At 50.9% G+C, this 26,044-nt stretch carries 27 protein-coding genes; 13 read left to right on the top strand and 14 right to left on the bottom strand.

The window, feature by feature from the left end; translation table 11 throughout:
* Positions 1–6: 6 nt before the first annotated feature.
* The 5 genes from IV04_RS03040 to IV04_RS03020 all read right to left on the bottom strand — a co-directional run bounded on the left by IV04_RS03040 (position 7) and on the right by IV04_RS03020 (position 4,286).
* Positions 7–450, bottom strand: coding sequence for a type VI secretion system baseplate subunit TssE (locus IV04_RS03040; protein WP_037397055.1), 444 nt, complete (start codon positions 448–450; stop codon positions 7–9).
* Positions 451–515: 65 nt separating this feature from the next.
* A complete protein-coding gene (locus IV04_RS03035; protein WP_037397058.1) occupies positions 516–1,034 on the bottom strand; it encodes an Hcp family type VI secretion system effector in 519 nt (172 codons plus the stop codon).
* Positions 1,035–1,223: 189 nt separating this feature from the next.
* Positions 1,224–2,726 (bottom strand): type VI secretion system contractile sheath large subunit, encoded by a 1,503-nt coding sequence (gene tssC, locus IV04_RS03030; protein ID WP_037397330.1) that lies wholly within the window; start codon positions 2,724–2,726, stop codon positions 1,224–1,226.
* Positions 2,727–2,734: 8 nt separating this feature from the next.
* A complete protein-coding gene (tssB, locus tag IV04_RS03025) occupies positions 2,735–3,289 on the bottom strand; it encodes a type VI secretion system contractile sheath small subunit (RefSeq protein WP_037397062.1) in 555 nt (184 codons plus the stop codon).
* A gap of 28 nt (positions 3,290–3,317) precedes the next feature.
* Complete coding sequence (locus IV04_RS03020) at positions 3,318–4,286, bottom strand: ImpA family type VI secretion system protein (protein ID WP_037397065.1); 969 nt, start codon at positions 4,284–4,286, stop codon at positions 3,318–3,320.
* A gap of 255 nt (positions 4,287–4,541) precedes the next feature.
* Here IV04_RS03020 and IV04_RS03015 point away from each other — a divergent pair, with 255 nt between their 5' ends.
* Positions 4,542–5,273, top strand: a complete 732-nt coding sequence (locus tag IV04_RS03015; protein ID WP_037397067.1) for a DNA -binding domain-containing protein — start codon at positions 4,542–4,544, stop codon at positions 5,271–5,273.
* Positions 5,274–5,610: 337 nt separating this feature from the next.
* Here the strand turns inward: IV04_RS03015 and IV04_RS03010 are convergent, their stop codons facing one another.
* Positions 5,611–6,393, bottom strand: a complete 783-nt coding sequence (locus IV04_RS03010) for an ABC transporter substrate-binding protein (protein WP_037397069.1) — start codon at positions 6,391–6,393, stop codon at positions 5,611–5,613.
* Positions 6,394–6,424: 31 nt separating this feature from the next.
* Positions 6,425–7,579 carry a pyridoxal phosphate-dependent aminotransferase gene (locus tag IV04_RS03005; protein WP_037397071.1) on the bottom strand — a complete coding sequence of 385 codons (1,155 nt, stop codon included), beginning with the start codon at positions 7,577–7,579 and terminating at the stop codon, positions 6,425–6,427.
* Between the two features lie 139 nt (positions 7,580–7,718).
* On the opposite strand from IV04_RS03005, the gene IV04_RS03000 reads away from it, so the two are divergent.
* Positions 7,719–8,630: a LysR substrate-binding domain-containing protein gene (locus IV04_RS03000; protein WP_037397073.1), complete on the top strand. Its 912-nt coding sequence runs from the start codon at positions 7,719–7,721 to the stop codon at positions 8,628–8,630.
* A gap of 46 nt (positions 8,631–8,676) precedes the next feature.
* On the opposite strand, the gene yajD is transcribed toward IV04_RS03000, so the two are convergent.
* The gene (gene yajD / locus IV04_RS02995; RefSeq protein WP_037397076.1) at positions 8,677–9,018 is read right to left on the bottom strand and encodes an HNH nuclease YajD; all 342 of its coding nucleotides are present in this window, start codon (positions 9,016–9,018) and stop codon (positions 8,677–8,679) included.
* A gap of 186 nt (positions 9,019–9,204) precedes the next feature.
* On the opposite strand from yajD, the gene IV04_RS02990 reads away from it, so the two are divergent.
* Positions 9,205–10,110, top strand: a complete 906-nt coding sequence (locus tag IV04_RS02990; RefSeq protein WP_037397079.1) for an EamA family transporter — start codon at positions 9,205–9,207, stop codon at positions 10,108–10,110.
* Between the two features lie 83 nt (positions 10,111–10,193).
* Entirely contained in the window at positions 10,194–10,787 is a 594-nt protein-coding gene (locus tag IV04_RS02985; protein ID WP_037397082.1) for a LysE family translocator, read from the top strand.
* Here IV04_RS02985 and IV04_RS02980 read toward each other — a convergent pair.
* Positions 10,763–11,590 (bottom strand): AraC family transcriptional regulator, encoded by an 828-nt coding sequence (locus tag IV04_RS02980; protein ID WP_037397085.1) that lies wholly within the window; start codon positions 11,588–11,590, stop codon positions 10,763–10,765. The two genes, IV04_RS02985 and IV04_RS02980, sit on opposite strands and share 25 nt — an antisense overlap.
* A 301-nt stretch (positions 11,591–11,891) precedes the next feature.
* On the opposite strand from IV04_RS02980, the gene IV04_RS02975 reads away from it, so the two are divergent.
* The gene (locus tag IV04_RS02975) at positions 11,892–12,356 is read left to right on the top strand and encodes an isoprenylcysteine carboxylmethyltransferase family protein (protein WP_037397086.1); all 465 of its coding nucleotides are present in this window, start codon (positions 11,892–11,894) and stop codon (positions 12,354–12,356) included.
* 45 nt (positions 12,357–12,401) lie between these two features.
* Here the strand turns inward: IV04_RS02975 and IV04_RS02970 are convergent, their stop codons facing one another.
* Both IV04_RS02970 and IV04_RS02965 read right to left on the bottom strand, forming a co-directional pair.
* Positions 12,402–13,247: a PA4780 family RIO1-like protein kinase gene (locus IV04_RS02970; RefSeq protein WP_037397088.1), complete on the bottom strand. Its 846-nt coding sequence runs from the start codon at positions 13,245–13,247 to the stop codon at positions 12,402–12,404.
* A 235-nt stretch (positions 13,248–13,482) separates the two neighbouring features.
* The gene (locus IV04_RS02965; protein ID WP_152562785.1) at positions 13,483–14,067 is read right to left on the bottom strand and encodes a hypothetical protein; all 585 of its coding nucleotides are present in this window, start codon (positions 14,065–14,067) and stop codon (positions 13,483–13,485) included.
* A 390-nt stretch (positions 14,068–14,457) separates the two neighbouring features.
* On the opposite strand from IV04_RS02965, the gene IV04_RS02960 reads away from it, so the two are divergent.
* From IV04_RS02960 to IV04_RS02945, 4 genes are all read left to right on the top strand, one after another.
* A complete protein-coding gene (locus IV04_RS02960; RefSeq protein ID WP_037397091.1) occupies positions 14,458–15,756 on the top strand; it encodes an SLC13 family permease in 1,299 nt (432 codons plus the stop codon).
* An 18-nt stretch (positions 15,757–15,774) separates the two neighbouring features.
* Positions 15,775–16,650: an oxygenase MpaB family protein gene (locus IV04_RS02955; protein ID WP_037397093.1), complete on the top strand. Its 876-nt coding sequence runs from the start codon at positions 15,775–15,777 to the stop codon at positions 16,648–16,650.
* 73 nt (positions 16,651–16,723) lie between these two features.
* Complete coding sequence (locus IV04_RS02950; protein WP_037397096.1) at positions 16,724–17,824, top strand: suppressor of fused domain protein; 1,101 nt, start codon at positions 16,724–16,726, stop codon at positions 17,822–17,824.
* Positions 17,825–17,843: 19 nt separating this feature from the next.
* A complete protein-coding gene (locus IV04_RS02945) occupies positions 17,844–18,371 on the top strand; it encodes a cysteine hydrolase family protein (RefSeq protein ID WP_037397098.1) in 528 nt (175 codons plus the stop codon).
* 149 nt (positions 18,372–18,520) lie between these two features.
* On the opposite strand, the gene IV04_RS02940 is transcribed toward IV04_RS02945, so the two are convergent.
* Entirely contained in the window at positions 18,521–19,810 is a 1,290-nt protein-coding gene (locus IV04_RS02940) for an MFS transporter (RefSeq protein WP_231566264.1), read from the bottom strand.
* A gap of 302 nt (positions 19,811–20,112) precedes the next feature.
* On the bottom strand, positions 20,113–21,018 hold the full coding sequence (locus IV04_RS02935) for a GntR family transcriptional regulator (RefSeq protein ID WP_037397103.1): 906 nt from the start codon (positions 21,016–21,018) through the stop codon (positions 20,113–20,115).
* 144 nt (positions 21,019–21,162) lie between these two features.
* Here IV04_RS02935 and IV04_RS02930 point away from each other — a divergent pair, with 144 nt between their 5' ends.
* The 4 genes from IV04_RS02930 (at position 21,163) to IV04_RS02915 (ending at position 25,384) form a co-directional block, all read left to right on the top strand.
* Positions 21,163–22,188: a zinc-binding alcohol dehydrogenase family protein gene (locus IV04_RS02930; RefSeq protein WP_037397105.1), complete on the top strand. Its 1,026-nt coding sequence runs from the start codon at positions 21,163–21,165 to the stop codon at positions 22,186–22,188.
* 35 nt (positions 22,189–22,223) lie between these two features.
* Positions 22,224–23,681 carry a tagaturonate reductase gene (locus IV04_RS02925; protein ID WP_037397106.1) on the top strand — a complete coding sequence of 486 codons (1,458 nt, stop codon included), beginning with the start codon at positions 22,224–22,226 and terminating at the stop codon, positions 23,679–23,681.
* Positions 23,682–23,832: 151 nt separating this feature from the next.
* The gene (locus IV04_RS02920) at positions 23,833–24,297 is read left to right on the top strand and encodes a DUF1456 family protein (protein ID WP_037397108.1); all 465 of its coding nucleotides are present in this window, start codon (positions 23,833–23,835) and stop codon (positions 24,295–24,297) included.
* 148 nt (positions 24,298–24,445) lie between these two features.
* A complete protein-coding gene (locus tag IV04_RS02915) occupies positions 24,446–25,384 on the top strand; it encodes a cation diffusion facilitator family transporter (RefSeq protein ID WP_037397110.1) in 939 nt (312 codons plus the stop codon).
* 10 nt (positions 25,385–25,394) lie between these two features.
* Here the strand turns inward: IV04_RS02915 and IV04_RS02910 are convergent, their stop codons facing one another.
* The gene (locus IV04_RS02910) at positions 25,395–25,940 is read right to left on the bottom strand and encodes a DUF4865 family protein (protein WP_037397111.1); all 546 of its coding nucleotides are present in this window, start codon (positions 25,938–25,940) and stop codon (positions 25,395–25,397) included.
* Positions 25,941–26,044 lie beyond the last annotated feature (104 nt).

Genomic DNA, 26,044 nt, shown 5'->3' with positions numbered 1-26,044 from the left:
CGTCGTTCAGATAACGCGTACCATTCCATAGGAGTAATCAAGGGCGATGCGCAGGTTCATCAGATGTTCTTCGCCGGGGAGATTACATCTGGCATGGATATCAAACAGGATGGCCAACACCCAGGTGTGGTCTTTATCTATCAATGGAACCACCTTGATCGAGCGCGGATCCAGGCGTGGTTCAAACGTCGCGATGATGCGTTGTATGTGGCGAGCGAGCTCCATCAGATCGGTATTGATCGGCACTTGCTGGCTTAGGGAAGGGAGGCCGAAATTAACCACGGAAGTTTCGCAATGGGGGTGATGCCTCAACTTCAAGGCAGCGCTGTGAGCAGAGTCATTCAGCAGACATTCAATATCCCGCAGCAAAACTTCACGCCAGTGTGGTAGACGGACATGTTCATGGCGCAGGCTCAATTTATCGAACAGTATCGGGGCAGAAATGGTCATGATTAGCCTTCCCTAGCAGAGCTGAGTGGCTGCTCCAGGTTTCTGGAGCAGCCTGATTGACGCTGTTAAACCCGAGAGTTCAGTTTTAGGTCGTAACCTGATTTGATTACTGCACCCATCGAACCATCGTTTTTTTGCTCTTTGTATTCAATTTCAATACGGGCAAAGTTCAGACTGATCACGTCAGTGGGTAGAACCGTGTCGACATCCAGCTTTTCCGCGATGCCGAGTGGCATATTGCCGACGGTTTTGAACGAGGAAACCAGACAATTACTGAAGGTGACGGTCAGGAAGTCTTGCTGGCCGCTGCCTGATTTACGGCAGACCAATTTAGCCTGTGGAATATGGTCGCCAGTAGCACACATCAGAAACAGCTTCGGCGAGGCTTTGTTACTGACCATACGGAATTCGAAATCTTTCATTTCGACTTTACCGGAGCCGCCACCGCTGCCGAATCCCCAACGGCCTGCGTTCTCTTCTGACCATTGCCAGGCTTGCAATTGGATCCAGCCCGCATAGTTCTGATCCGGCGACTCACCTTCTACCCCTTCAATTTTGAGAAAATAATCCACTAACGCTGCCATTCTTTACTCCTGAATTAATGTCATTAAGTTTGTGTTGAACGATGTCTGTAATGGACTGATTCTTTTAATAAAAAACTCTCTTCGTTAATGCACCTCCTTGTCATGGGTCCTGTGCGTTGCCATAGCGATGCCAGACTCTGCGCGCTGAGCGGCAGAATTATTCTGGGTAAGCGTTTTGGTGTTGCGCTGTTATTGCTCTTTGCCTTCCTTGCTGGAAGGGAGTTTGGAAACCAACCTTAGGGATACCGTCATACCTTCCAACTGGTAGTGAGGGCGCAGGTAGAAATGAGCCCGGTAAAAACCCGGATCGTCTTCCACGTCTTCAACCCGAACTTCTGCGGCAGCCAGCGGTCTTTTGGCCTTGGTGGCTTCCGTGGAAATCGACGGATCGCCATCAACGTAGTTCATCAACCAATCGTTCAGCCAAACTTGCATATCATCACGGGAACGGAACGAACCGATCTTGTCGCGCACGATACACTTGAGATAGTGGGCGAAACGGCAGGTGGCAAAGATGTAGGGCAAGCGTGCAGAAAGTTTGGCGTTTGCGGTTGCATCGGGATCTTCATACTCCGCAGGAGAGTGCAACGTGCACGAACCGATAAACGCAGCAAAATCGGAATGTTTTCTGTAGACCAGCGGTAGGAAACCGGCATTGGACAATTCGTTTTCACGGCGATCGGAAATGGCCAGTTCGGTAGGGCAAGTCAATTCATAACCGCCTTCGTCAGACGGGAAAGCGTATGCAGGAAGCTCTTCAACCGACCCCCCGGACTCAATGCCGCGTATCCGCGAGCACCAACCGTATTCATTGAAAGCACGGTTGATATTGACCCCCATGGCATAGGCTGCATTGGCCCAGGTAAAATCGTCGATGGAATAAGGGCTGACCACTTCTTCGAAGGCGAAATCGTCGATTGGCAGGCTCTTGGCTCCGTAGGGTAAGCGTGAAAGAAAACGAGGCAGCGTCAGTACCAGATAACGCGAGTCATTGCTTTCACGTAGCCGTCTCCAGGGGGCATATTCTGGCGTGGTGAAAATTTTGCCGATATCACGCGGGTTGCCCAACTCCTGCCAACTGTTCATTTGCATGATGCTGGGGGAGGCAGAGGCGATAAAAGGACAGTGAGCGGCAGCGGCTACCTTGGCCAACTCGGTCAATAGGGCGACATTTTGCGGGCTGTGATCGAATTCAAAGTCCCCAATCATGCAGCCAAAGGGTTCTCCACCAAACTGGCCATACTCATGTTCGTAAACCTGTTTGAAGATGGGGCTTTGATCCCAGGCGGAACCACGATAGCGCCGTAGCGTTTTCGCCAGTTCATCTTTACTGATATTGAGTACGCGAATTTTCAGTGTTTCACTGACTTCGGTGTTATCCACCAGATGGTTCAGGCCACGCCAAGCAGATTCCAGTTTCTGAAATTCTTTATGGTGCAGAACATGGTTCATTTGCTCTGAAAGCTTTTCATCGATCTCTGCGACTAAAGATTCGATAGTCAGTACGACATCACGACTGACCTTGACCTTCCCTTTGTTGGCGTAGGCCGCGAGTGTCCCGATTGCCCGGCGGACGGCAGATGACGCTTCATCAGTGCGCGGTCGGAACGAGCGCTTGAGAATTTCGTCTAATTCATTGTTCGCAAAGGTTACCTCAACGTCTGGTAAACCATTGACAGGGGGCTGTTGCAGGTTCTCCACTATTCATCTCCCTCAGAGGCTTCGCTATCCAGATTGTTACCGAGGCTATCAACCGTGCTTTGTGCATCTGTTGCCAAACGCTGTAAGAAGTCGGGCTGTTCAAGAAGCTGTTTAACCACTTCCTCCGCACTGGCCTTACCGTCCATGTAGGTAATCAACTCCGCCAGATGTGTTCGGGCTTGAAGTAGCCTGTCCATTTGAGGTATGCGACGGGCAATGGCGCCAGGAGAAAAGTCATCCATGGATTCGAATTCGAGTTCGATATCCAGTTGTTCTTCGTCATCACTCAATGTGTTATCCACGTAGAACTTGAGCCGTGGCTTAATGGCACGCATACGGGCGTCAAAGTTGTCCTGATCGAAGGTCAGGAATTTACGGTCTTCAACGGCGGCGAGTGGTTTATCTCGATGACCAGAAAGATCTGCCATCACGCCAGTCACAAATGGCAGTTCTACCTTTTTGTTAGAACCGTAAATCTCGACGTCATATTCTATTTGCACCCTTGGGGCATTATTTCTGCCAATGAACTTCTGAGAGCTTGAATCTTTGGTCATCTCTATATCCTCATCAAACCATCTGGGGTTACTTTCCGGTAAATTGTTGTAAAGCGATCAAAGACTCTGGAAGCAGGTCTTCTACGATAGAAACGAAATCCATGCCGATCATCTGTTTGCTACGGCGTATGAATATGGGTGCAGGATGGCTAGGCTCAAAATGTTGGAAATACTCTAAAATGCGATCGAGCATAATAATTATTTCTTGACGTGAGCGAATGTGTATGTTTTCAACGGGTGGAAAAGTTTCTTTTGTTGGCGCAGACGTTAATATGTCCTCGCCAAGGCTAATATCATTATTATTTTTGTGGTTATTTGTTTGTGTAAGAAACGTAATGCATTTCGCTAAAAAAATATGTAGTTGATCACAAATTAATTGATAACTGTCGGAGTATTGATTAGCGTATTCTTCAATTATTTTAATTTTCTTACTAATACTATTGAATTGCTCCAGTAAATCAGGGTGATTATTTTTTTGAAAGTAGGCATTCACACTCAATAGCTGAGTGGATGATATCAGTGGATAACGGAGTAACTCATTTGCGTTTGACTCCGAGCTGATCAATTCTTGTACAGTGAATAGATGTTCTACTGTTAAACGCGAAGATTTCAATTCAGCAATACACTGTGCGGTTGATAGCCAGCCAAGCGCAGTAGCGTGCCCGCTATTGACGGGGATATCTTCAGATAGCGGGTAGATTGAATCAGGGTTTTCTGCAATACGGTCAGTCAGTTTTGCTAAACCGCGAAATAAGGCTGACACTCCTTCCAGGTGCATATTGGCTCGGATGAGCCACAGCATTACCCGTAAGTCATAGCATTGCTCGAGTAGTTTTTCACATTGTTCAGCGATGAGCTGCCAATTTATTTTGGGTGGTTCATGCGACGTAGAAAGTGGGTCGGAAGATTCGTCTTGTTGTGCTAAAGTCGCTTCTATTTCGCTATATAGTGGGTCGAATTCGACGCCAAATAGATCTTGAGAAAATGTTGCATCCATATTATTACCCTCCCTTTAAGCCTACAAACTAATTTGTGCGATAACAGCACACATATTTGAGAATGTTCTTATTTTTGCGGTGAGTTACATGAATTTTTATTTCTTGCTAATTCAATGACTATAATTATTAGTCCGTGTTAGGATTAGAATGCAGGGATAAATTTTGAAATCTGACTTTTCACCCTCTAAAGATTACTTGCCATATCGTTACTATGATTTGCGTGATGTGGATATTGCAGATCAAAGGATGTCACCATGAAAAAGCGGGTATATACTGATTTTGCTTGGGAGTGTTTGAGAAGGAACCCTCAGTACATAAGTGACTGGGAAGCCGCTATGCTAAAAGAGGGGCGCCGTGTTAGTGATATATCGGATAGTGTTGTAAAAACACAAAATGTTTTAGATCTTGAGGCTGAAAAAAAATGGGGTTTAATGAAGTATGTTGACCCTAATAACCCGGACCCTATCGATGTCTTTTGGTCTCCCAGGCTCAGCAAGCGTTCTATTAGATTAGCCCTCAGTACTTACGGTGATTTCACCTGGGGTAGTATCACGTGTAAGCCAGAAGTTCATCAGCGTACTCTCCAATTGATGGATGATACGCTCTGCATAAAAATATTCAATAATAACAACTACTTTCAGTTTTTTGCTGACGGAGGTATTACGCTAAATGAGAATTCAAATTTATTCTTGTATATCCCTTTGAGCTTGAAAACTAACACAATTAGCAGGAATATTGATATTATAAAAAGTATTATCAACAATCGATGTGAAACTGATGAGAAAGAGAAGCATTGTTTAGACTTGCTTAAAGCTATTGATGATAGAAATCAAGGTCTTACGCACAAAGATATCGCCTCGGAGATTTTTGGTGAAGAAAGAGTAAGAAATGAATGGTCATCAGATAGTTGGTTGCGGGCGAACATTCGCTACAGGCTTAAAAAAGCCAACGACCTGATTACTAGCGGTTATCTTAATTATCTTTAAATTTGTCATCCTGACTAAGCAACACCTAAGCTACTTCTCTAACACATTGGTTTTTTCAATGGGGGATCAATGTCCCCCCTCCTTCTTTCAAGCATTCATGCTGAACCAGATTGGGTCTGCTGAATTCGAAGTTACAAAATCTATTCTCAGAAAATACTTAGTCCCATCCATCATATTCATTAAAATACAGCTACTCTAGTTATGTATTCTGCTTGGTTATACCTAAGAGCCTATTCTAATGTCTTAAATAACGCAGCCAACATCCAAGCAACTTGAAGTATGACGGGTATATACCCATATATACTTAGTGGGTATTGGCTGCCTAGGCAGTAACTATTTATTTCATCGTCACGTCCACATCACCAAAATACTTTTTCGACAGTTCGGCAATTTTCCCTTGTTGTTTTACTTGAGTGATGGCTTCGTTCAGTTGTTTCAGCAGCGCAGCATCCTCTTTGCGCAGGCCGAAAGCGATACCTTCACCCAGAATTTTGTCGTCTTTCACCGCCTCACCGACAAAGGCAAAACCTTTGCCATCAGGGTGCGCCAGAAAACCGCTCTGCCCGGCAGGTGCCATGATCAGCGTGGCATCCAGGCGGCCTGAAGTCAGATCGAGATACACTTGGTTTTGATCCTGATAAGACACGACATCGACGCCCTGTGGAGCCCAGTGCGTATTGGCATAATTTTCCTGAATTGATCCCTGCAGGACCCCGACACGTTTACCGGCCAACGACTTGGCGTTTGGCAGCAGGCCGCTGTCGGCTTTAGCGATCAAGCGGTTGGGCACCTGATAAATCGAATCGGTGAAGGCAATTGCCTGACGGCGCTGGTCAGTAACGTTCATTGCCGAGTTGATCGCTTCGAATTTACGCGCCTGTAGCGCTGGGATCAGGCTGTCGAATGAGGTTTCTACCCAACTGCATTCAAGTTTTGCCGCAGCACAGACGGCATTCCCCAAATCGATATCAAACCCTTCCAACTGGCCGCTGGCGGATTTGGATTCGAACGGCGGATACAGCGCTTCAATACCAAAGCGCAGCTTGTTCTCTGCCGCACAAGTAGAACCAGCAGCCAACAGGCAGCCAGCCGCGATCAGCATATTTAAAGTTTTTTTCATCAATGCTTTCCTATGGTCAGGAATCAAGGGGTTACACCAGGCACAGGCGGCGTGCGCCTTCCAGCAAGGTGTCGTTATCTTTTGAGAAGCTCAAGCGGATAATGCCGGTGTTGGTGCCATCACTGTAAAAAGCCGATAGCGGGATAGTGGCCACTTTGGCTTCACGGATCAAACGCACCGCAAAGTCATTGTCACTTTCACTGCTGAAGCCGCTAAAGCGGGCCAGCATAAAGAAGCTGCCCTGGCTTGGCAGTAATTCAAAACGCGAAGCTTGCAGCGCATTGGCCAATAAATCGCGTTTCTGCTGATAAAAATCCGCCAGCCCCAGGTAGCTTTGCGGGTTATTTAATGCCGCCGCGAAGGCGTGCTGCATCGGGGTATCCGCAGAGAACATCATAAACTGGTGCACTTTGCGGATCTCATCCATCAGCGCCGCCGGTGCCAGGCAGTAGCCGACGCGCCAGCCGGTAACGTGGTAGGTTTTGCCGAACGAAGAAACGATCACGCTACGTTCTGCCAAGGCCGGATGCCGCGCCATGCTGTGGTGAATGCCACCGTCGAACACCACGTGCTCGTAAACTTCATCAGACAGAATGACGATGTCGGTATTGCGCGTCAGCGCGGTCAGGCGTTCGATATCCTGCTCGTTGAATATACAGCCGGTAGGATTGTGCGGGCTGTTGACGATGATCATCCGCGTTTTGCTGTTGATCGCGGCGGCGACTTCGTCCCAATCGATCTGCAAATCTTGCAGTGAAAGTTTGATGCCAACCGCTGTTGCGCCCTGCAGGCGGACGATCGGGGCATAGCTGTCGAAGGCCGGTTCAAAATAGATCACTTCATCGCCAGGGTGTACCAGCGCGCTGATGGCGGAATAAAGCCCTTCGCTGGCGCTGGCAGTGACCGTGATTTCGTCATCTGCGTCATAACGTGCACCGTACAGGCGTTCAACTTTTTCTGCCAAAGCGTGACGCAGAGCGGCTACGCCACTCATGGGGGCATATTGGTTATGACCTGCACGCATGGCTTGGGCGACACCTTCAACCAACTGCAAGTCGCAGGCAAAATTCGGTGCACCTTGCGACAGGTTGAGGGCCTGATGCTCGGTACTCAGTTGGCCAATCACGGTAAAAATGGTTGTGCCGACGTCCGGCAGTTTCGAACGTTGAGAGCAGGCGCTCTGCATGGTGGGCTCCGGGCAAAAGAATCAAGTGTGGAACGATTAAGCATGAGTTAGGATCGGCGAACAAGAGAAAATTTGTCATGCTAGCCATGCGTCTGGATCATGCCAGAAAAGAGTTTTTTGCGTTAATAGAGGTTTACTCATGCAGACATCGTTACCTTCGCTCGACGTGCTGAAAACTTTTGTGGTGGTGGCGCAGCGGCTTAATTTCACCCATGCGGCGCAGGCGCTGCATTTGACGCAAGGGGCGGTCAGCCGCCAGATCCTCGGCCTGGAACAGCAACTGGGTTATCCACTGTTCAGCCGTCGGGCGCGCGGGCTGGTGCTAACCGCACAGGGCGCGTTGCTGTTGGCCCCGGTACAACAGGCGCTGGAACAACTGGACGAGGCATTGATGCGTGCGGGAGCACAACCGGGTACGCTGCGGATTAAATGCCCAACCTGCGCGATGCGCTGGGTATTGCCGCGTATCATCCGATTACAGAATGAGCGGCCAGAGATGCATATTGAACTGACGGCCTCGGTGTCGCACGGCGTAGATTTCAGCACCGAGCATTTCGACGCTGCCGTTGTGTTCGGTGAACCGCAGAGAAAACGCCTGGTGGTACAGCATTTATTTGATGAAATCCTGACCCCGGTTTGCACCCCCACTTATTTGCCTGCGTTGAATCGGCCACCGATCCCGACCGATCTGGTAGATAAAACTCTGCTGCACCCGACGCGCGATCGTCGCGATTGGCTGCTGTGGTTGAAAGTGGCCGGGCATGAAACATTGCCCTCAACCAAGGCGCAGCATTTTGATACGCTCGATCTGGCGACGAGCGCGGCACTGCAAGGGTTTGGCATTGCGATTGGCGATCTCTGCCTGCTGGAAGAAGACATTCAGGCCAACCGTATTGTGACGCCGTTCCCGCTTAGCGTGTGCAGCGGTGCGGCTTACTATCTGGTTTATCCGGAACGTGCGGTTGTGCCTGCTGCCCTGACCGTACTGGTGGATTGGTTAGGGGCTGAAGCGCAGGCAAGCCGTGCCAGAGTGGAAAAGTACCGTTGGTAGCCAATGCCCGCTGTTCTGAGCAGGCGTTTTCCCGGCCAGGACGCCGTTACTTTTTCATCATCGCTTTCAGATTGGCGAATGGGTTATGTGTCGCCACACCGACGTCTTTTTGCGCGTCTTCGCCTGCGATAACCGTTGAACCGTATTGATCGGCCTCGGTGTATTTAGAGTGTTCGTGATCGTGGCAATACAGACACAGCATCTCCCAATTGCTGCCATCTTCCGGGTTATTGCTGTGATCATGATCAATATGATGCACCGTCAGTTCACGCAGGTTGGAGTAAACAAATTCCCGCGAGCAACGCCCACATACCCATGGGAAGATCTTCAATGCTTTTTCGCGATAACCCACTTCCAGCTTCGCGTAGTTTTTTGGAATATATGCCATGTGGTGCCTACTGATTGAGAACAAAGTTGCGATTAATATTATCACAAACGGTTGGGTTGCCGAGTATCGGCTGTTAGGTAAGCCTCTAGCATTCTGGTTGATGAATACTTGCAGTTTGGTGGCATCTGTTAGATAAACCAGAAAAAACATAATAATGCGTTACGAACTTTACACAGTGAGGCAGGGATGACATTGCGCGATCGGCTGTTGGCGTTACTGGTAGTGGTTATCTGGGGGATGAATTTTGTCATTATCAAATACGGCCTGCAGGGAATGCCACCGTTTTTGTTGGCTGGTTTACGGTTCTTACTGGTCGTGTTTCCCGCCATATTGTTTGTGCCACGGCCTAAACTGCCGTGGAAATGGTTAGTGCTGTATGGTTTGACGATGAGCTTTGGGCAGTTTGCCTTTCTTTTTTGTGCCATCAAGGTGGGGATGCCCGCGGGGTTGGCTTCATTGGTGCTACAAGCACAGGTTTTCTTCACGCTGTTATTGGGAATGTTGGTTTTTGCCGAGCGATTGCGTATACACCACGTAATCGGAATCGTGGTTGCTACTATGGGGATGCTGTTTCTGGCGCAGGCCAGCCTGCAGACTAAAGGTGCTTCTGCGGTGCCCTTGGCTGGCTTGTTGCTAACGCTGGGAGCGGCATTTTCGTGGGCCATCGGTAATCTCACCAACAAAAAGATTATGGCAACATTTCCACAGCAGGGGATTTTGCCACTGGTGGTATGGAGTGCACTGATTCCTATCGTGCCGTTTTTTGTATGCAGCGGGCTGTTTGATGGTCGTCAGCAGGTGCTTGATAGTCTGCTGAATCTGCAAATAGGGAGTGTAGGGGTGATCGTGTATCTGTCGTTTGCTGCAACCCTGTTGGGTTACTCCATCTGGGGCAACTTATTGGCGCGTTACGAAACCTGGCGAGTGGCACCGCTGGCGTTATTGGTGCCCCTGGTGGGATTAGTCAGCGCTTGGTTGTTGATGGACGAGGCGCTGTCTTGGTTGCAGGTTAGCGGAGCGCTGCTGGTGTTGGTGGGGATGACGGTGAATACTTTTGGGTTGCCTTGCAGGGGAATGACGACCAGAAAATAATCGGCGACAGGGCAATTTCGTTCAATACACTTTCACTGCAAAGCGGCACGCTGGCACCTGTGTAATTTTTACAGGTGCTGATTATGACGCTTTATCTTTCTATGGCCGCCTTTGCTCTGGCGTCCTCTATTACGCCCGGCCCGGTGAATATTGTGGCACTCAGCAGCGGGGCGCAATTTGGTTTTAATGCCAGTTTGCGCCACGTCAGCGGGGCTACTCTGGGTTTTACCTTACTGCTGGTGTTGATCGGCCTTGGCCTGCACGAGGTATTGACGTTGTGGCCAGGGCTGACGCAGTTGATCCTTCTGGCTGGTGTCGGTTTTCTGCTTTATATGGCTTATCAGCTTGCAGCCAACGATGGTCAACTGGGGCGGGGTGAGCGGCAAAATGCGCCTTCTTACTGGTATGGCGCTTTGTTGCAATGGCTGAATCCGAAAGCCTGGCTGGCGTCGATAGCTAGTATGGGGGCGTTTGTGGGGGACGGCGAGATGCGGCTGTTGTGGCAGTTTGCGGCGATCTACTTTGTGATTTGCTACGCCTCGGTGGCTTGTTGGGCTTATGCGGGTGCAATGCTCAGCGGCCTGTTGCAGAGCGCACGTAACGTACAGCGCTTCAACCGTTTGATGGCGCTGCTTTTGGTGGCCAGTGCCTGCTATTTATTGGCTGAAGGGATTTGATACTGGCCAGGAGTGGCCGCTAACAGTTGTTTGAACGTGCGCTGAAAGTGCGCCTGATCGGCAAAGCCACTTTCACTCGCGGCTGCGGCGATAGGGAAGCCGCGTTTTAACAGCCGGTGACCATACTGGATGCGTTGGTTAACCAGATAGGCGTGCGGCGTCATACCGTAGCGCTTTTTGAACGCCCGGATCAGGTAAGAGGGCGATAAGCCGGACGCCTGACAGATCGCCTCTAAGGTCAATGACTGAGTGCAATGGTTGCGGATAAATACGGCGGCGGTCTCCAGCTTGGGATTGAACTCCAGCGCTAAAGTGGGTGCCGTTCCCAGGCACAGCGTCAACTCACTGAAGTAATCCACCAGTGCGATCTGTTTTTCCAAATGGTTGCGCAGCGGATCGATCAACAAGGCATAAAGGTGGTTCAGGCCAGCGAACAAGCGTGGATCTTGGCTAGCAATAGCCGTAAATGGGGTAAACCCTTCATGTCTGCTGCGCGTATTTTCCTGCTGCAACCGCGCGAGCCAGGCGGTGTCGATATAAAACATGATATAGGACCAGCGCCGATCGCCAATCGGGTTGCAGCCATGCGCTTGCTGTGGGTTGATGATCACCACATCACCGGTTTTTACCTGCAACTGCTGTTCACCATTGATATAGCTACTGGTGCCTGCGGTAATGGCACCAATCGAGAAAAACTCGTGGCTATGCAGTGAGTAACAGATTTTACGGCCATCGGCGATGGCACGCGCTTCAACAAACGGCAAGCGTTCGTCGCGCCAGAATTGTGGGGAGTGATCGGCCATGCGGCTTTCCTTGGCGGCTGGAGAGGTGTGAACTGTTATAGCGTAAAGTGACAGGGTAAGGAATGGCTGTGTTAACCTTTGCGGTGTATACCCTTCATACTTCAAGTTGCTTGGGTGTTGGCTGCCTTCACTCACCCCAGTCACTTACTTGAGTAAGCTCCTGGGGCTTCGTTCAGTTGCCGCCTACAAGCAACTCGAATTATTTTGGGTATATACCCGTCTTGCTTCAAGCAACTCGGATTATTTTGGGTGTATTTCTGTAACCCTCTTGAAATCCACTGGATATGGGGAATGCGACAACATGAAGAAATGGACTCATTGGCTGACTCTGCCGCCTGTGGTGCTGGTCGCCTGCGCCGCGAGCATGTTGGGCACGCGTAGCCTTGCGGTTGAGTACTGGCAGTGGCATCTGCCCACTCTATTAATCACGGGGATGCTGTTGTTGGCTTCTGTCGCGCTGACGCTCAGTGCCTGCCTGCATTTTTTCCGGGCAGGTACCACGCTGCACCCAGAAAAACCGCAGCAGGTTAATGCGTTGCTGGTCAGCGGTATCTTCCGTTTCAGCCGCAACCCGATCTACCTGGGGCAGCTACTGCTGTTGGCCGCCTGGGCGGTGTTATTGGGGAGTGCTGGCGTTTGGTTTTGGTGGTTGGTGTTTTTCATCTATCTGCACAAGGTGCAGGTTCCACGCGAGGAGGCGTTTCTCAGTGCACGTTTCGGGGCTGACTATGCGGCGTTTTGCCAGCGGGTGCGGCGCTGGCTGTAACGTTGTTTCAGGTTGGGGCTCCCCGGCGGTGCACCGGGGAAGCGATCACTCTGCGTTACGTGCCAATAGCTGGCGTTGATGTTCGTCGCTGGCGGCCTGGATTTCGTCCAGAACCGATCCGACGTCAGCGCGTTTACTGCTTTCGGTAAACTTACCGGTCAGTTCGGTTTCTGGCGTCAGATTACCTTCCTGATATAGCGCCCAAATCTCTTTGGCGTACTTGCTGCCCAGCAATTCTGGCGCATATTGGCCGTAATACTGGGTCATGTTGTTGATATCGCGTTCGAACATGCTTTTAGCATGGTTGTTGGCGGCGGCGTCCACCACCTGCGGCAGATCGATAATCACTGGCCCGTCTTTATCCATCAGCACGTTAAATTCAGAGAGATCGCCGTGCACCAAACCAGCGCACAGCATGCGCACCGCATAGTTCATCATCAGCGCGTGATCGTGGAGCGCCTGCTCAGGCGTTAACATCACATCGCTCAGGCGCGGAGCAACCAGGCCTTCGTCGTCGGTGATCAGTTCCATCAGCAGCACGCCGTCCAGACAGATGTCCGGCTGTGGCACCCGCACACCGGCTTTGGCAAGCAGGTGGAGAGCATCCACCTCGGTATTCTGCCAGGCTTCTTCCTGCTGTTGGCGGCCAAATTTGGAGCCTTTGCTCATGGCGCGCGCATCGCGGCTGTTGCGTACTTTGCGGCCTTCCTGATAATGCACGGCCTGCTTGAAGTTACGTTTTTCGGCTTCTTTATACACTTTGGCGCAGCGGATCTCTTCACCGCAGCGCACGATAAATACGTCGGCTTCTTTGCCACTCTTCAAACGGCGGATGACATCATCGATCAGGCCATCATCCACCAATGGCTGGAGTCGTTTTGGAATTTTCATGCAGCCTTGTACCCTATTTAGGCCCCGGTGTGAATGGTTTGCTTGCGTTGATACTCTAAATTTAGACCAAAAAGGCAAAAGTTAGTTTATTGCCGGTATGATATCAAGCGCTGCAAAACTGGCCATAGTTTACATTGATTCTGCCAATACCTATAGACGGCACTGCCGCTGTTGCTCGGGAAAGCCGAAGGTTGCCAGGAGTCCAGGCTGGTTGTGTTGGCTCCGTTGCATCAGGCTATTGTGGCGAAAAAACCTTCTCCGCGATGAAGTCCAAAAATCGACCTCCATCTTCAAGCAGGTCACTGGGGGCATGTTTTAAAATTTTCTTTTTATCTTCAGACCTTATATAAAGTAAGAAGGTGTCTGAAAATATGGAGGGTTTGATCAAGTAAATAGAAACCCCCTCATTGTACATTTCCAGATATTTACTGCCGATCAGAGTTTCTTTACTTTTAATGGTGGAGTATTTTTTCGCCAAGCCTGAACCCAGAATGCCAAAGGTATTGCCTTTAAATTGCAGCTGTAATGCCAGCAGGTTTTTACTCTGGTCAAATAATACCAAAACATTTTCGAGCTCTTCAAAAACAATGTCTTTACGCACGTCTTTATGGGTGTTGGGATTCTCTTGATAAATGTTACCTTTCAATAGGTTATTGAAACCGATATTCACTGCATTAGGGTGGGTTTGCTTAAATCTATCCTCTGTCGTCTGGCCAAACTTGACCGTAAGCGTACCTGTGCTGCTTGCAACACCGTTGCTGCAAAAAAGGTAACTCAAAGATGAGAGTAAAAAGAAACTTAAAAAAAACCTGACAGTCATAATCAAATCCTCTGGTTATTATAAAAATAATTAATCCTTGTCAATTTTTTGAAAAGATAGCGTTGATATTTTCAATACAATCGTATCTGCTCGTTATTCTTTCACTCTATTACTATTTTAATTTTTATGTGCTTTCTATCAAATAATATTGCTGAGTAATATCATCTGGTTAGTTCAAGTCCCTTTCATCAGAAAAGAATTTCTTACGTTGTCACTACGGTTATAGTTTTGTCAATATGATATTTTCGAAACGATATTGTCAGGTATGCCCCAAATAATTTTGGTTATGGCCTGTTGAATTGTGAACGCCTTCACTAAACCGCTTTTCCCCTTATGTGAAGATACAACTTATTGATAACAAAAGAGCAACCTAAACAGGGAGTAACGGGTATGATGTGGCACCCGATGGCAGTTTCTGCGTTGGTCACTCTGGTGGTGATCGTGCTGTGGGCGACGTCCCGTCTGCCTGAGTATCTGGTTGCTCTGCTATTTTTTGCAGCGGTAATGCTACTGCAACTGGCACCAGCCGGTGTAGTGTTCTCTGGTTTTGCCTCTTCGGCATTTTGGCTGGTATTGAGCGGTTTTGTTTTGGGCGCAGCCATCCGCTCAACCGGGCTTGCCGATCGGCTTGCCAACCGTATTTTGCCTTATCTGGCAAACTCCTGGTTGCGGTTAGTGGGGGGCGTGGTAGCGATCAGCTACGCATTGGCGTTTATCATGCCATCGAATATGGGGCGCATCACATTGTTGATGCCAATCGTTATGGCCCTGGCGGGGCGTGCAGGGCTGGCTGAGGGTTCACGTGGCCGGATTGGTTTGGCGTTAGCCGTGGGTTTTGGCACTTTCCAACTTTCTGCCAGCATTTTGCCTGCCAATGTACCCAATCTGGTAATGAGTGGAGCGGCTGAAAGCACATTTGGTATTCATTTCACCTACATTACCTACCTGGTGTTACATGCTCCGATCCTGGGGATCGCCAAAGGAGCGCTGCTCACGTTCTGTATCTGCTGGTTATTTCGCGCTACTCCGCAAAAAGTGGAGAGAACAAGGGAACAGGTTGCGCTGAGCGCAGCAGAGTGGCGGCTCATTCTCCTGCTGTTTATCACGGTGCTGTTATGGCTCACCGATCGTTGGCATGGTATGGCCCCGGCCTGGGTTGGTTTAGCCGCCGCCTGTTTCTGTTTGTTACCGCGCATTGGCTTCCTGACCGGTGAGCAATTTGCTGCCGGGGTCAATATCCGCACCTGTATTTATGTGGCGGGCATCTTGGGGTTAACGGCGTTGGTGAGCCACTCCGGGTTGGGGAACTGGCTAGGGAATGCGTTGCTGAATGTGATACCGCAAAATCAGGAGCGGCCATTTGTTGCCTTTGCTTCACTGATTGGCATCACCACGCTATTGAACTTTGTTGTGACGGCTAACGGCGTGCCTGCGTTGTTCACCCCATTGGCGCAGGTGTTGGCGGATGGCAGTGGCTTGCCGTTGCTCACGGTATTGATGACGCAGGCGATCGGTTATTCTACGCCGCTGCTGCCATACCAGGCATCGCCGATTGTGGTGGCCATGGGTATGGGCAAAGTTCCGCCGCGTGAAGGCTTGAAGTTGTGCCTGCTGTTGGCCGTCCTGACCTTCGGGCTACTGGTGCCGTTGGATTACCTGTGGTTCAGGTTATTGGGCTGGATAGGTTAAACAGAGAAGGGCAGTAGGATGGAAGCACTACGCACAGCAATTGAAAAACAGGTGCTCAGCCTGACCGGGCTGGCACTTGGTGGGATCGATTTTGAGAACCCACCCGGCGATCCGGGGCTGTTTGGCCCGCAATCGGTGACCTGGCAAGTGCATAGTGATTTTACTGCCATGCTGTGTGGCGGCGTCAGCGCATTGTTGCTCCAGATGTTGCATCCGCTGGCATTGGCTGGCGTTTGGGATCACTCCAATTTCCGCGAGGACATGCTGGGCCGCTTGTGTCGCACCAGTCAGTTTATCTCCGTCACCTCTTTTGGCCCCACGGCGGAAGCCGAACGCCTGATCGCTAAAGTTAAAGCCATTCACCTGCAGGTTACCGGCACGGGGAACCGTGGTGAACCTTATGCTGCCAGCGATCCGTCTTTGTTAACCTGGGTGCATGTGGCAGAAAGTAGCCGTTTTCTGGCTTCATATCTGCGTTACCGCAACCCACATCTCTCTCCGGCCCGGCAGGATGCCTATTACCAGGAAGCCGCTCGCGTTGCTGAAGCGTTGGGCGCGCGTGATGTACCCACCTCATGCGCAGCAGTGGCCGATTACCTGCAACAGATGCGCCCGCAACTGATCTGTGACGAGCGTACTCTGGCGGTGGTGCGTATTCTGTTGGCGGCCCCGGTTCCCAGTGCATTGGCGCGGCCATTTGGTGCTCTGGTGATGCAGGCCGGTATCGATCTGCTGCCCAACTGGGCGCAGCAGCAGTTGGGGTTTACTCTGGGGAAAGCCAAACGGCGCTTGGTACGGGTTGGGGTAAGGGGCGTCGCACGAGTTTTACGTGCTGCGGTGCGCAATGGGGCTTATCCACGAGCGGTACGGCGGATGGCGAAAACGGTGGATTAACGTTGGGAATACATAGCGCTATATTTGGTATAGTGCGTGGCATTATTCTGTGCCGTAACCTGATTGAGGTGATATGAACGAGTCAACCTTACTTGCTGAAGTGAGCAATGAGAACCAGACACTGGTTGCCGTAGTTCAGCAAGACAGTCGTGCCGCCTATTTTTATATCTACCCAACAGAAGAGTATGAAGAGCGCTTTCAGGTTCGGGCCTGCTGGCTGCGTAACCTTGGTATTGCTCCTTTGCAGGAGGATCTGGCGGCTATTGAGGCCGGGCAACCGCCAATGCTGGCCGCTGAGTATTGCCGCAATCCGGCAGGGGAAGAGCCGCTGGATGCGCAAGGGTTGGTGGTGGTCTGGGCGGAAAGCGATGACGGTGCGGCGTTGTGGTATCACGGGCAATTGTTGGCGGTGATACCCGGTTGGAGCCTGTATATCGAGCACTCAGCCTGCTATTCCGCCAGCTGTATCAAAGAAAGTTCGCTGGTTTATCCGCTGGGCTGTGCCTCAACCAATACACAGTATGCACTGGCGGAAAACACCCGGCAGTTCTGGCGCAGTTGGCAGCGCGAAGAGGGCAATCCGTGGTCGAAAATGCAAAGCGAATATCAGGCCTGCTATGCGCAACATTTTGGCCCCTCGGTGAAGTATTACGCCATCGATCAGGGCAAGTGGCCACCGATGGCTATCACCCAGCATGAACGCGACGGTATTTACTATTTTTTGACTCTTGGTGTCAGCATTCGGCCCATGCCGTGGGTTGAGATCCTGTTTAATGACGATGCTGCGCAGTATCGGCGTATGGAGATGGGGATCGCCATCGACGGCCAGTACATGAGCGAAGATCAGGCCGTTCAGATGGCGAGCGCGTTAGCGGGTTTTGCCCATGTGCCTTGGGCAAAAGTCACCTGGTTTGGCGAAGGGCACACGATCGTATCTGAAGCGGTTCCGCTGGGCTACGAAGGCTATGTGCTTTCTTCCTCCTTCTACCCGTACAGCGAGCATTTAACCTTGCCGCAGCAGTATGGCGATCCGGTGAATATATTCTGGGCCAGCCCGGTATTTGCAACTGAGCGTGAACGGGCGCAGGCAACGCCAAACGGTGGGCACGAACTGGTGAGCAAACTGCGTGAGCAGGGCGTTGACCATATTTTCCGCCCACGGCAACCGCTGTAGGCTATTAACGGAGAGGGCTATGAAATCAGCGTTGTTGATTATTGATGTGCAAAAAGGATTGTTTGTGCCGCCGCCGGCAGAAGCCGATGCGGTGATTGGGCGCATTAACCAACTGAGTGAACGCGCTCGCCAGGCAGGCGTGCCGGTGATTTTTATTCAGCACCAGACCGCGCACGATGAACTGCGCCATGGCAGCGATGCCTGGCAGATCCACCCGGATTTGCAGGTAGAGGCCAGCGATCAGCGTATCGAAAAAACCACGCCAGATTCATTCTTGCGTACCCACCTGGGCAAACTGCTGATCGCCAATGGCGTTACGCAACTGGTGATCTGCGGCTATTCCACGGAGTTCTGTGTGGATACCACCACCCGCCGTGCCGCAGGTCTGGGGTATCCGGTGGTGTTGGCGGCGGATGCACACACCAGCCACGACAAACCGCATGCCAGTGGGTTGCAGATTCGGGCACATCACAATGCTACGTTGTCGAATATTCAGAGTTTCGGCATCCCGATCCGCGCGGTTCCTGCAGAAGAGATCTGTTTTTGAGGGGCGATAACGCAGACTGCTGACAAAGCTCGTTATTAGGGGGAGCGCCCCTCTGTGTGCTAGACCCAGGTATCTCGGGCTAAAAGACCACTTTGTCATCAAGCTCTAACGGGCCTTAACGGCCCGTTTTGACGGTTTGCACCAAATTATCAGGCGCTCTGGTCGGTAATCGGCTGTTTGACAATAAATACATATGAAAGCGCACCGATAATGGTCACGCAGGAACTGATGATCAGAGCCAGGCTGAACGAGTGGGTGGTGTCCAATATCCAGCCAGTGACCACCGGGGCGAATGAGGCAAACACGAAACTGGCAAAATTCTGAATACTGCCCACTGAAGCAGTCATGCGTGAAGTGACCGCGACGTGGATCAGCCCCCAGCAGGAGGTTCCGGCAAAGTGGATGCAGAACAGCGCCATACTGATCAACGCGACGGCGCTGGTGGTGGTGGTCGCCTGAGCCACGATAGAGGTAAATGCGGCGGATAACAGCATACCGGTGACAATACAGATTTTGCGGCTTTTGAGCGGGGCCATGCCACGGCGCACCAGGAAGTCGGTGACGAATCCGTTAGACAGCATGCCTGCGGCACCAAACAGGAATGGGATCGCCGCCAGCATACCGGTGCTCTTCAGATCCAGATGGTAAGTGGTTTGCAAATAACCTGGCAGCCACGCCAGATACAGCCAGGCGGTGTAGTTGATGCCGCTAAAACCGATCATCATTCCCCACATGGTGCGGTTTCTGAACAGTGCCCGCCACTCCTTGAAATTCATTGGTTCACGGCCTGCGCTGACGCTGCCCGCATTAAGATAATTTTGCTCCTGCTCACTCAAATCGATGTCTTGGCGGTTGCGGTACAACATGTACCAGCCGATGGACAGGACAATCCCCAGCAGGCCAATGGTGATAAACATGCCTCGCCAGCCGAGCAGCAACATCATGGCGGTGAGGATTGGCGGGCTGATGGCCAAGCCGATGGTGGACGCTGAGTTGAAAATGCCCATCGGCATACCGCGATCTTTGATGTTGAACCAATCGTTAATGACTTTAACGCCGCACGGGTTCATTGGTGCTTCGCCGATGCCCAGGCCGATACGCACCCAGATAAACTGGGTGAAATTGTGGATCATCCCGGAAATGGTCTGGAACAGCGACCAGACGAACATCCCGATGCCGAGCATAATGCGTGGCCCTTTGCGATCCAGCAGCGGGCCGCAGGGCAGTTGTGCGATACCATAAGCCAGTGAGAAAGCTGAGAGCAGCAGGCCGATTTCTGTGCCGCTCAGGCCCATTTCTTCACGGATCGTCGAGTTCGCCACAGAAAGTGAACTGCGATCGAGAAAATTAATGATGGCGGCAAGAAATAACAGAATCATCGCGGTAGTCTGGATTTTTTTAATTCTTGCCGAACGTACTATTATTCCGCCAGGTGGCATCGGATGGATAGAATCGGAATAATTCTCCTCCAGTTCTTTTCCCTGTTTGATGGTGCTTATTTTTTCCATTCTTTTTCTCTCCAGCATTCCACATTAATAATAATTATTACTCCTGGGTATGAAGCAGGATAATTTGTAGGGTGATGTCAATCTTATTGGCTTTACGAAAATAAGCCTAAGTGGCGAGAATATTCGGCGGTGCTTTTTTTCATCGGTTCCGTGCGGCAGTTATAATTTTCCTGTTTTTTATCGGTTTTAAATAAGGTTTTAAGCTGTTTTTTATCGATAAAAAACAGCAAGGCTTAGAGAGTATTCTGCTGGATAGAACGAATCATCGACTGTTTTGCCGTATCGAGATGGCGGTGCAACTCGCGAGCCGCATCCTGATCGCTACGGCAGATGAGTGCGCTCAAAATCGCCATATGTTCTTCAATCGCAATAATATTGCGTTGTTTGAGATCGGTTTCATCCCACTGGTAGTGAAAGTGGAAGATCACCGAAATGATTTCCAGCGACTGGTTGAAGAAAGGGTTATTGGCTGCCGACAGGATCAGCCCATGGAAATCCCGGTCCAACTCGGAGAACAGCCGGTAATTGTCGCTGATGGTGTCACGCAACTGACGGTGGCGGCTCAGTAACTCCTTGGCTTGCAGCCAGCGTTCATCCTGGGCGGGCAGGTTGATAAAGCGCGAGAGGGCGTGGGTTTCCAGCATCTGGCGCAGCTCAAAAAGCTGCTCGGCGTAGTTCTGATCGAGCTTTTTCATACACCATTGGCCGCGCCGCACGTTATCGATCAGATTGTAGCGGCTAAAGCGCAGCAGAAATTCTCTGACCACCATCGGGCTGACGTTGACCGTGCGCGAAAGCTGCAGTTCGGTGAATGAATCACCGGCACGCAACTGTTTCTGGTTGATCATCTTAAAGAACGCTTTCTCAAACTCCTTGACCTGCTCTTCCAGTGATTGGCTTATGCAGTCGAAACCGTCCTCTGCCACGGGCATCCGTAGAATCACATAGTTATCGTTGACCTTCTCCAGTACTCCTTGCTGGTAGAGATGTGTCAGCGTGTGGCGTACTGTGGTGCGGCTGATGTTGTACATTTCTGCCAGCGCGGCCTGGGAAGGCAGTGGCGATCGGATATGGCCTCTGATGATGCCATCCAGCATCTGGTTTACCACGTTCTGTCTCAGGTTTTGGGTTCTGCTCATGGTTTTCTCAAGGAAAGGTTTTTTACGCATTTAAAACCAATTTAAATCGGTTTATTTTGTGCTGACTCACAAATATTCGTTGTCGAGCAACCATTGTGTCCGTTTTCCAGTGATAACAGCTGCCATATCACGGGAGAAAAAATTATGGTCACAATGAGTACATTAGTTTGTCAGGAGCCGACCAAGCTGGTTTATCAGCAATGGCCGATCCCACAACCGGCACCGGATGAAGCAGTGCTGAAAGTTATCACGGTCGGTATTTGTGGCACGGATATCCACGCTTGGTCAGGCCAGCAGCCTTTCTTCAGCTATCCACGGGTGCTGGGCCATGAAATATGCGGTGAAATTGTCAGCATGGGTGGCAACGTCAGCGGGTTGCAGGTTGGGCAGCGCGTGGCGGTGATCCCTTATGTTTCCTGCCAACACTGTGGTGCTTGCCATAGCGGCAGGCCCAACTGCTGCGAAAATATTTCAGTGATCGGCGTTCATCAGGACGGTGGTTTCAGTGAGTATCTCAGCGTGCCGGTGAGCAATCTGCTGGTGGTGGATGGCGTGGAACCGGAAGCGGCGGCGCTGATTGAGCCTTTTTCCATCAGTGCCCATGCGCTGCGGCGTGCTGCGGTGGTGCAGGGCGATCATCTGGTGGTGGTGGGGGCAGGGCCGATCGGGCTGGGTGTGGCGGCAATCGCCAAGGCAGACGGGGCGAAAGTGGTGGTGGCAGATACCAGCGTGCAACGCCGTACCCATGTAGAGCAGGTGCTTGGGCTGATCACGCTGAACCCGGCAGACAACGGCTTTGAAGCAGCATTGCGTGCGCAGTTTGATGGCATGCTGGCGGCAAAAATCATTGATGCCACCGGCAATCAGCAGGCGATGAACCATAGCGTTAACCTGATCCGCCACGGTGGCAGTATTACCTTTGTCGGCCTGTTTAAAGGGGACTTGCAATTCTCTGACCCGGAATTCCATAAAAAAGAAACCACCATGATGGGCAGCCGTAATGCCACCAAAGAAGATTTCGTTAAAGTGGGGCAACTTATGGCAGCCGGGAAAATAACGGCAAAAATGATGCTTTCCCACCAGTTTGATTTTGCCACGTTGGCAGAAAAATACGAAGTAGACGTGATTAATAATAAACAGCTTATTAAAGGCATTATTCGCTTTAGCTGACCGTAACATTATTTGACTGGCTGCAAGGAGCTACAATGAAACAATTGAATCGCAAAGAATTCCCCGGTGCAAATTATCCCGATCGTATTATTCAGTTTGGGGAAGGTAATTTTTTGCGTGCTTTTATCGACTGGCAAATTGATTTATTGAATGAACACACCGGTCTGAATGCCGGTGTGGTAGTGGTGCGCCCGATAGACAGCGAACAACCCCCTTCGCTGAATACTCAAGACGGTTTGTACACCACTATTATTCGTGGGCTGAATGAACAGGGGGAAGCCGTTTGCGAGCCGCGCCTGATTCGTTCTATCAACCGCGAAGTGAATGTTTATCAGGATTATGCCGGTTATCTGACATTGGCGCGTGATCCGGCGATCCGTTTTGTGTTCTCTAACACCACGGAAGCGGGTATCGCTTACCTGCCACAAGATCGCTTTGCAGATGCGCCTGCGGCCAGCTTCCCGGCTAAACTGACGCGCCTGCTGTACGAGCGCTTCAGCCATTTCGCCGGAGCCGCCGATAAAGGCTGGGTGCTGCTGCCGTGTGAGTTGATCGACTATAACGGCGAAACGCTGAAAGAATATGTGTTGCGCTATGCCCAACAGTGGGAACTGCCCGCGGCGTTCAGCACTTGGCTGAATGAGTGCAATACCTTCTGTTCCACCCTGGTGGATCGCATCGTGACCGGTTACCCGCGCGGTGAAGAGGAACAGTGGCAGCAGCAGTTGGGCTATCAGGATCGCTTCCTGGATACGGCTGAACATTTTTATCTGTTCGTGATCCAGGGGCCGCAGTGGCTGGCGAAAGAGCTGCATTTGGATCGGCTTGACCTGAACGTACACATCGTCGATGACATCAAACCTTATAAAGAGCGCAAGGTGGCGATTCTCAACGGCGCACATACCGCGTTGGTGCCGGTGGCGTTCCTGGCCGGGCTGAATACCGTGGGGGAGGCGATGAGTGATGCGCAGGTGAGTGAGTTTGTTGCGCGCACCATTGCTGAAGAGATCATGCCCGTGCTCGATCTGCCGCAGGATGAGTTGCTGCCGTTCGCGGAAGCGGTACAGAACCGTTTCCGTAACCCGTTCATTCAGCACCAACTACTCTCAATTGCGCTGAACGGCATGACCAAGTTCCGGACGCGCATCCTGCCGCAATTACTGGCTGGGCAGCAGAAAAACGGCGTTTTACCGCAGCGCCTGACCTTTGCTCTGGCAGCGCTGATGGCGTTTTACCGTGGTGAACGGCAACTGGGCAACTATCCGCTGCAGGATGATGCCCATTGGCTGGAGCGCTACGCCACGCTGTGGGCGGGGGTAACGCACCGTGATATCGAGCTTGTTACCTTGGTGGAAACCGTACTGGGTGATGAAAACCACTGGGGGCAAAACCTCAACGCGGTGCCTGGCCTTACCGCTGCCGTCACTGCCGACCTGCGGGTGATTCTGGAAGACGGGATGCGCACTGCGCTGAACGAACTTAATAAACCTTGATTGATTCTGCTGGCAACAGGAAGTGGCGTTTAACGCCATTTCCTGCTTGCGGAAATCCGATTGAGAATCCTCTGCCGGATCCCTATACTGCCGCACATGCAAGGTGTGGCAACATTCACATCTCCCCGGTTGATAAGCTAAAGGCAATTCCATGATCAATAATGATGTGCTGCGCAGCGTGCGTTTCATGCTGAAGATTAACGACGCAAAGATGGTTGAGATCGTCAAACTGGACGGTTTTGACGTCGATGTTGCAGCGATGGGAAGCTACCTTGTTAAAGAGGGTGAACCGGGTTTTGCCCCCTGCCCGGACGAAGTGATGGCACATTTCCTGAATGGCCTGGTGTTCTTCAAACGCGGTAAAGATGACAAATTCCCTGCGCCTGCCATCGAACTGCCGATCACCAACAATCTGGTGCTGAAAAAACTGCGCGTGGCGTTTGAGCTGAAAGATATCGACCTGCACCAGATTTTCACTGCGGTGGAGTTCCGTATTTCCAAGCCGGAGCTGAGTGCGCTGTTCCGCAAAGAGGGCACTAAAAATTATCGCCCGTGCGGCGATCAGATGCTGCGTTACTTCCTGAAAGGGCTGACTCAGCGCATACGTGGCGCATAATTTTCTAAGCAGGTTATCTCCGGCGTCCTTAATCAAGGGCGCTTTTTGTCTGTTATATTTACTGCCTGCCTTGTCTTTTGCACACCGTGGTTTTGTGGATCATACTGTTTGGTATCTCGTCTGATGACTGTGGAATTAAGATAATAAGATGACTACTGCGCCAGTGGATATTCAACAAAAACTACACAGTACTGAAATAGAACAAAAAATCCTCAAACGTTCAATCTACTGCACGCTCTTTATTGCCAGTTCAGGGATTGTGTTTGGCATTATCTGTGGCTCCATGTCGATCGTTTTTGACGGCATGTTTTCTGCGTTAGATGCCGGGATGTGTTCGCTATCACTGCTGGTTTCACGCCTGCTTGGGCAACCTTACAGCCGCCGTTTTCAGTACGGGTTCTGGCACGTTGAACCGTTGGTGCTGGCGTTTAACGGCAGCCTGCTGGCTTTGCTGTGTCTATATGCTTTCGTCAATGCAATCAAAGGGATTGCCGATGGTGGGCGTGAACTCGAATTGGGGTGGGCGATGGTGTATGCCATCACCGTCAGTATTTTCTGTTTTACTCTCTATTTCAAACAGCGTCGGTTGAATAAAAGGGTGCAGTCAGAACTGATTGCACTGGATACCAAAAGCTGGCTGATGTCGGCGTGTATCAGCTCTGCACTGCTGGTGGCATTTATTCTCACCTGGTTGATGGAAGGAACCCGCTACGAATACCTGAACGTGTATACCGATCCCTTTGCCCTGGCGGTATTGACCTTGGTATTGATCCCGATACCGATACAAACGGTAAGAGCTGCGTTCCGTGAAGTGTTACAAATGACCCCCGATAGCCTCGATTGCAAGATCGAAGCCATTATGGCGCAATTGACGCTGGAATACGGTTTTCTGGATTATTCTAACTATGCCACGCGCATGGGGCGTGGGTTGTTTATTGAGATCCAGATTGTGATCCCCGAAAGCATGGAACACAGCGGGATATACAAGTTTGATCAGATCCGCGACAAAATTGCCGAGGCCATCGGTGAAGAAGGCCCGCACCGCTGGCTGACGATCTCTTTTACTCAGGATCCGAAGTGGTTGTGAGAAACCTTGTTCAGCCGAATTCCAATGGCGCAGAAATATGCCCCACCGCATAGCGCTGTGTCTGCGCATTGCTCTGTTGTGGCAGTTGGCGCCACAGGTGAAAATTGACCAACTGCCAGCGTGCCGGATCGAACGCGACGATGCTGGCTAAGGCCAATGGGTTGGCCTGTTGCTGCGAACGCAACAGTGCGAGATCGCTATAAGCGGCAATCGGCAGGCATTCCAGCGTAGCATAACGGGCCTCGGCGAGATTTTCTGGTGCGATCTTTACCAGCCAAGGCAGCCAATGGTTGACCTGCGGCCAACCGAACGCCTGGCTGACGCCTTTGAAGCCATTGCTGGTCAGAAAATCACTCATCCCGCTGCTGCTGTGCCACAGATAAAACGGCGCATAGCGATTGTCATTACCATGCTCGCCTTTCAGCGCATAAAGATAAGCTTTAATGATTAACTGTGGACAGTGATCCAGCAAATGGCCAAAGTCAGCGATGCGCTGGCGGATAATACCCATGTCGTAGTCGGCGGGCAGGGAGAAAGCGTATTGCATGGCGATCATGGCAGTGCTCCTGAAAATAATTGACCCGCAAAGAGTGACACGGCATCTTTATCGATAAAATCGGTATTATTAAGATAAACAATTCGAAAAATCAGGATGGTCAG

The sequence above is a fragment of the Serratia sp. Ag1 genome (assembly GCF_000743355.1).
Taxonomy (GTDB): Bacteria; Pseudomonadota; Gammaproteobacteria; order Enterobacterales; family Enterobacteriaceae; genus Chania.
Note: the sequence above shows the minus strand (reverse complement) of the source record. Positions and strands in the feature narration are given on the sequence as shown.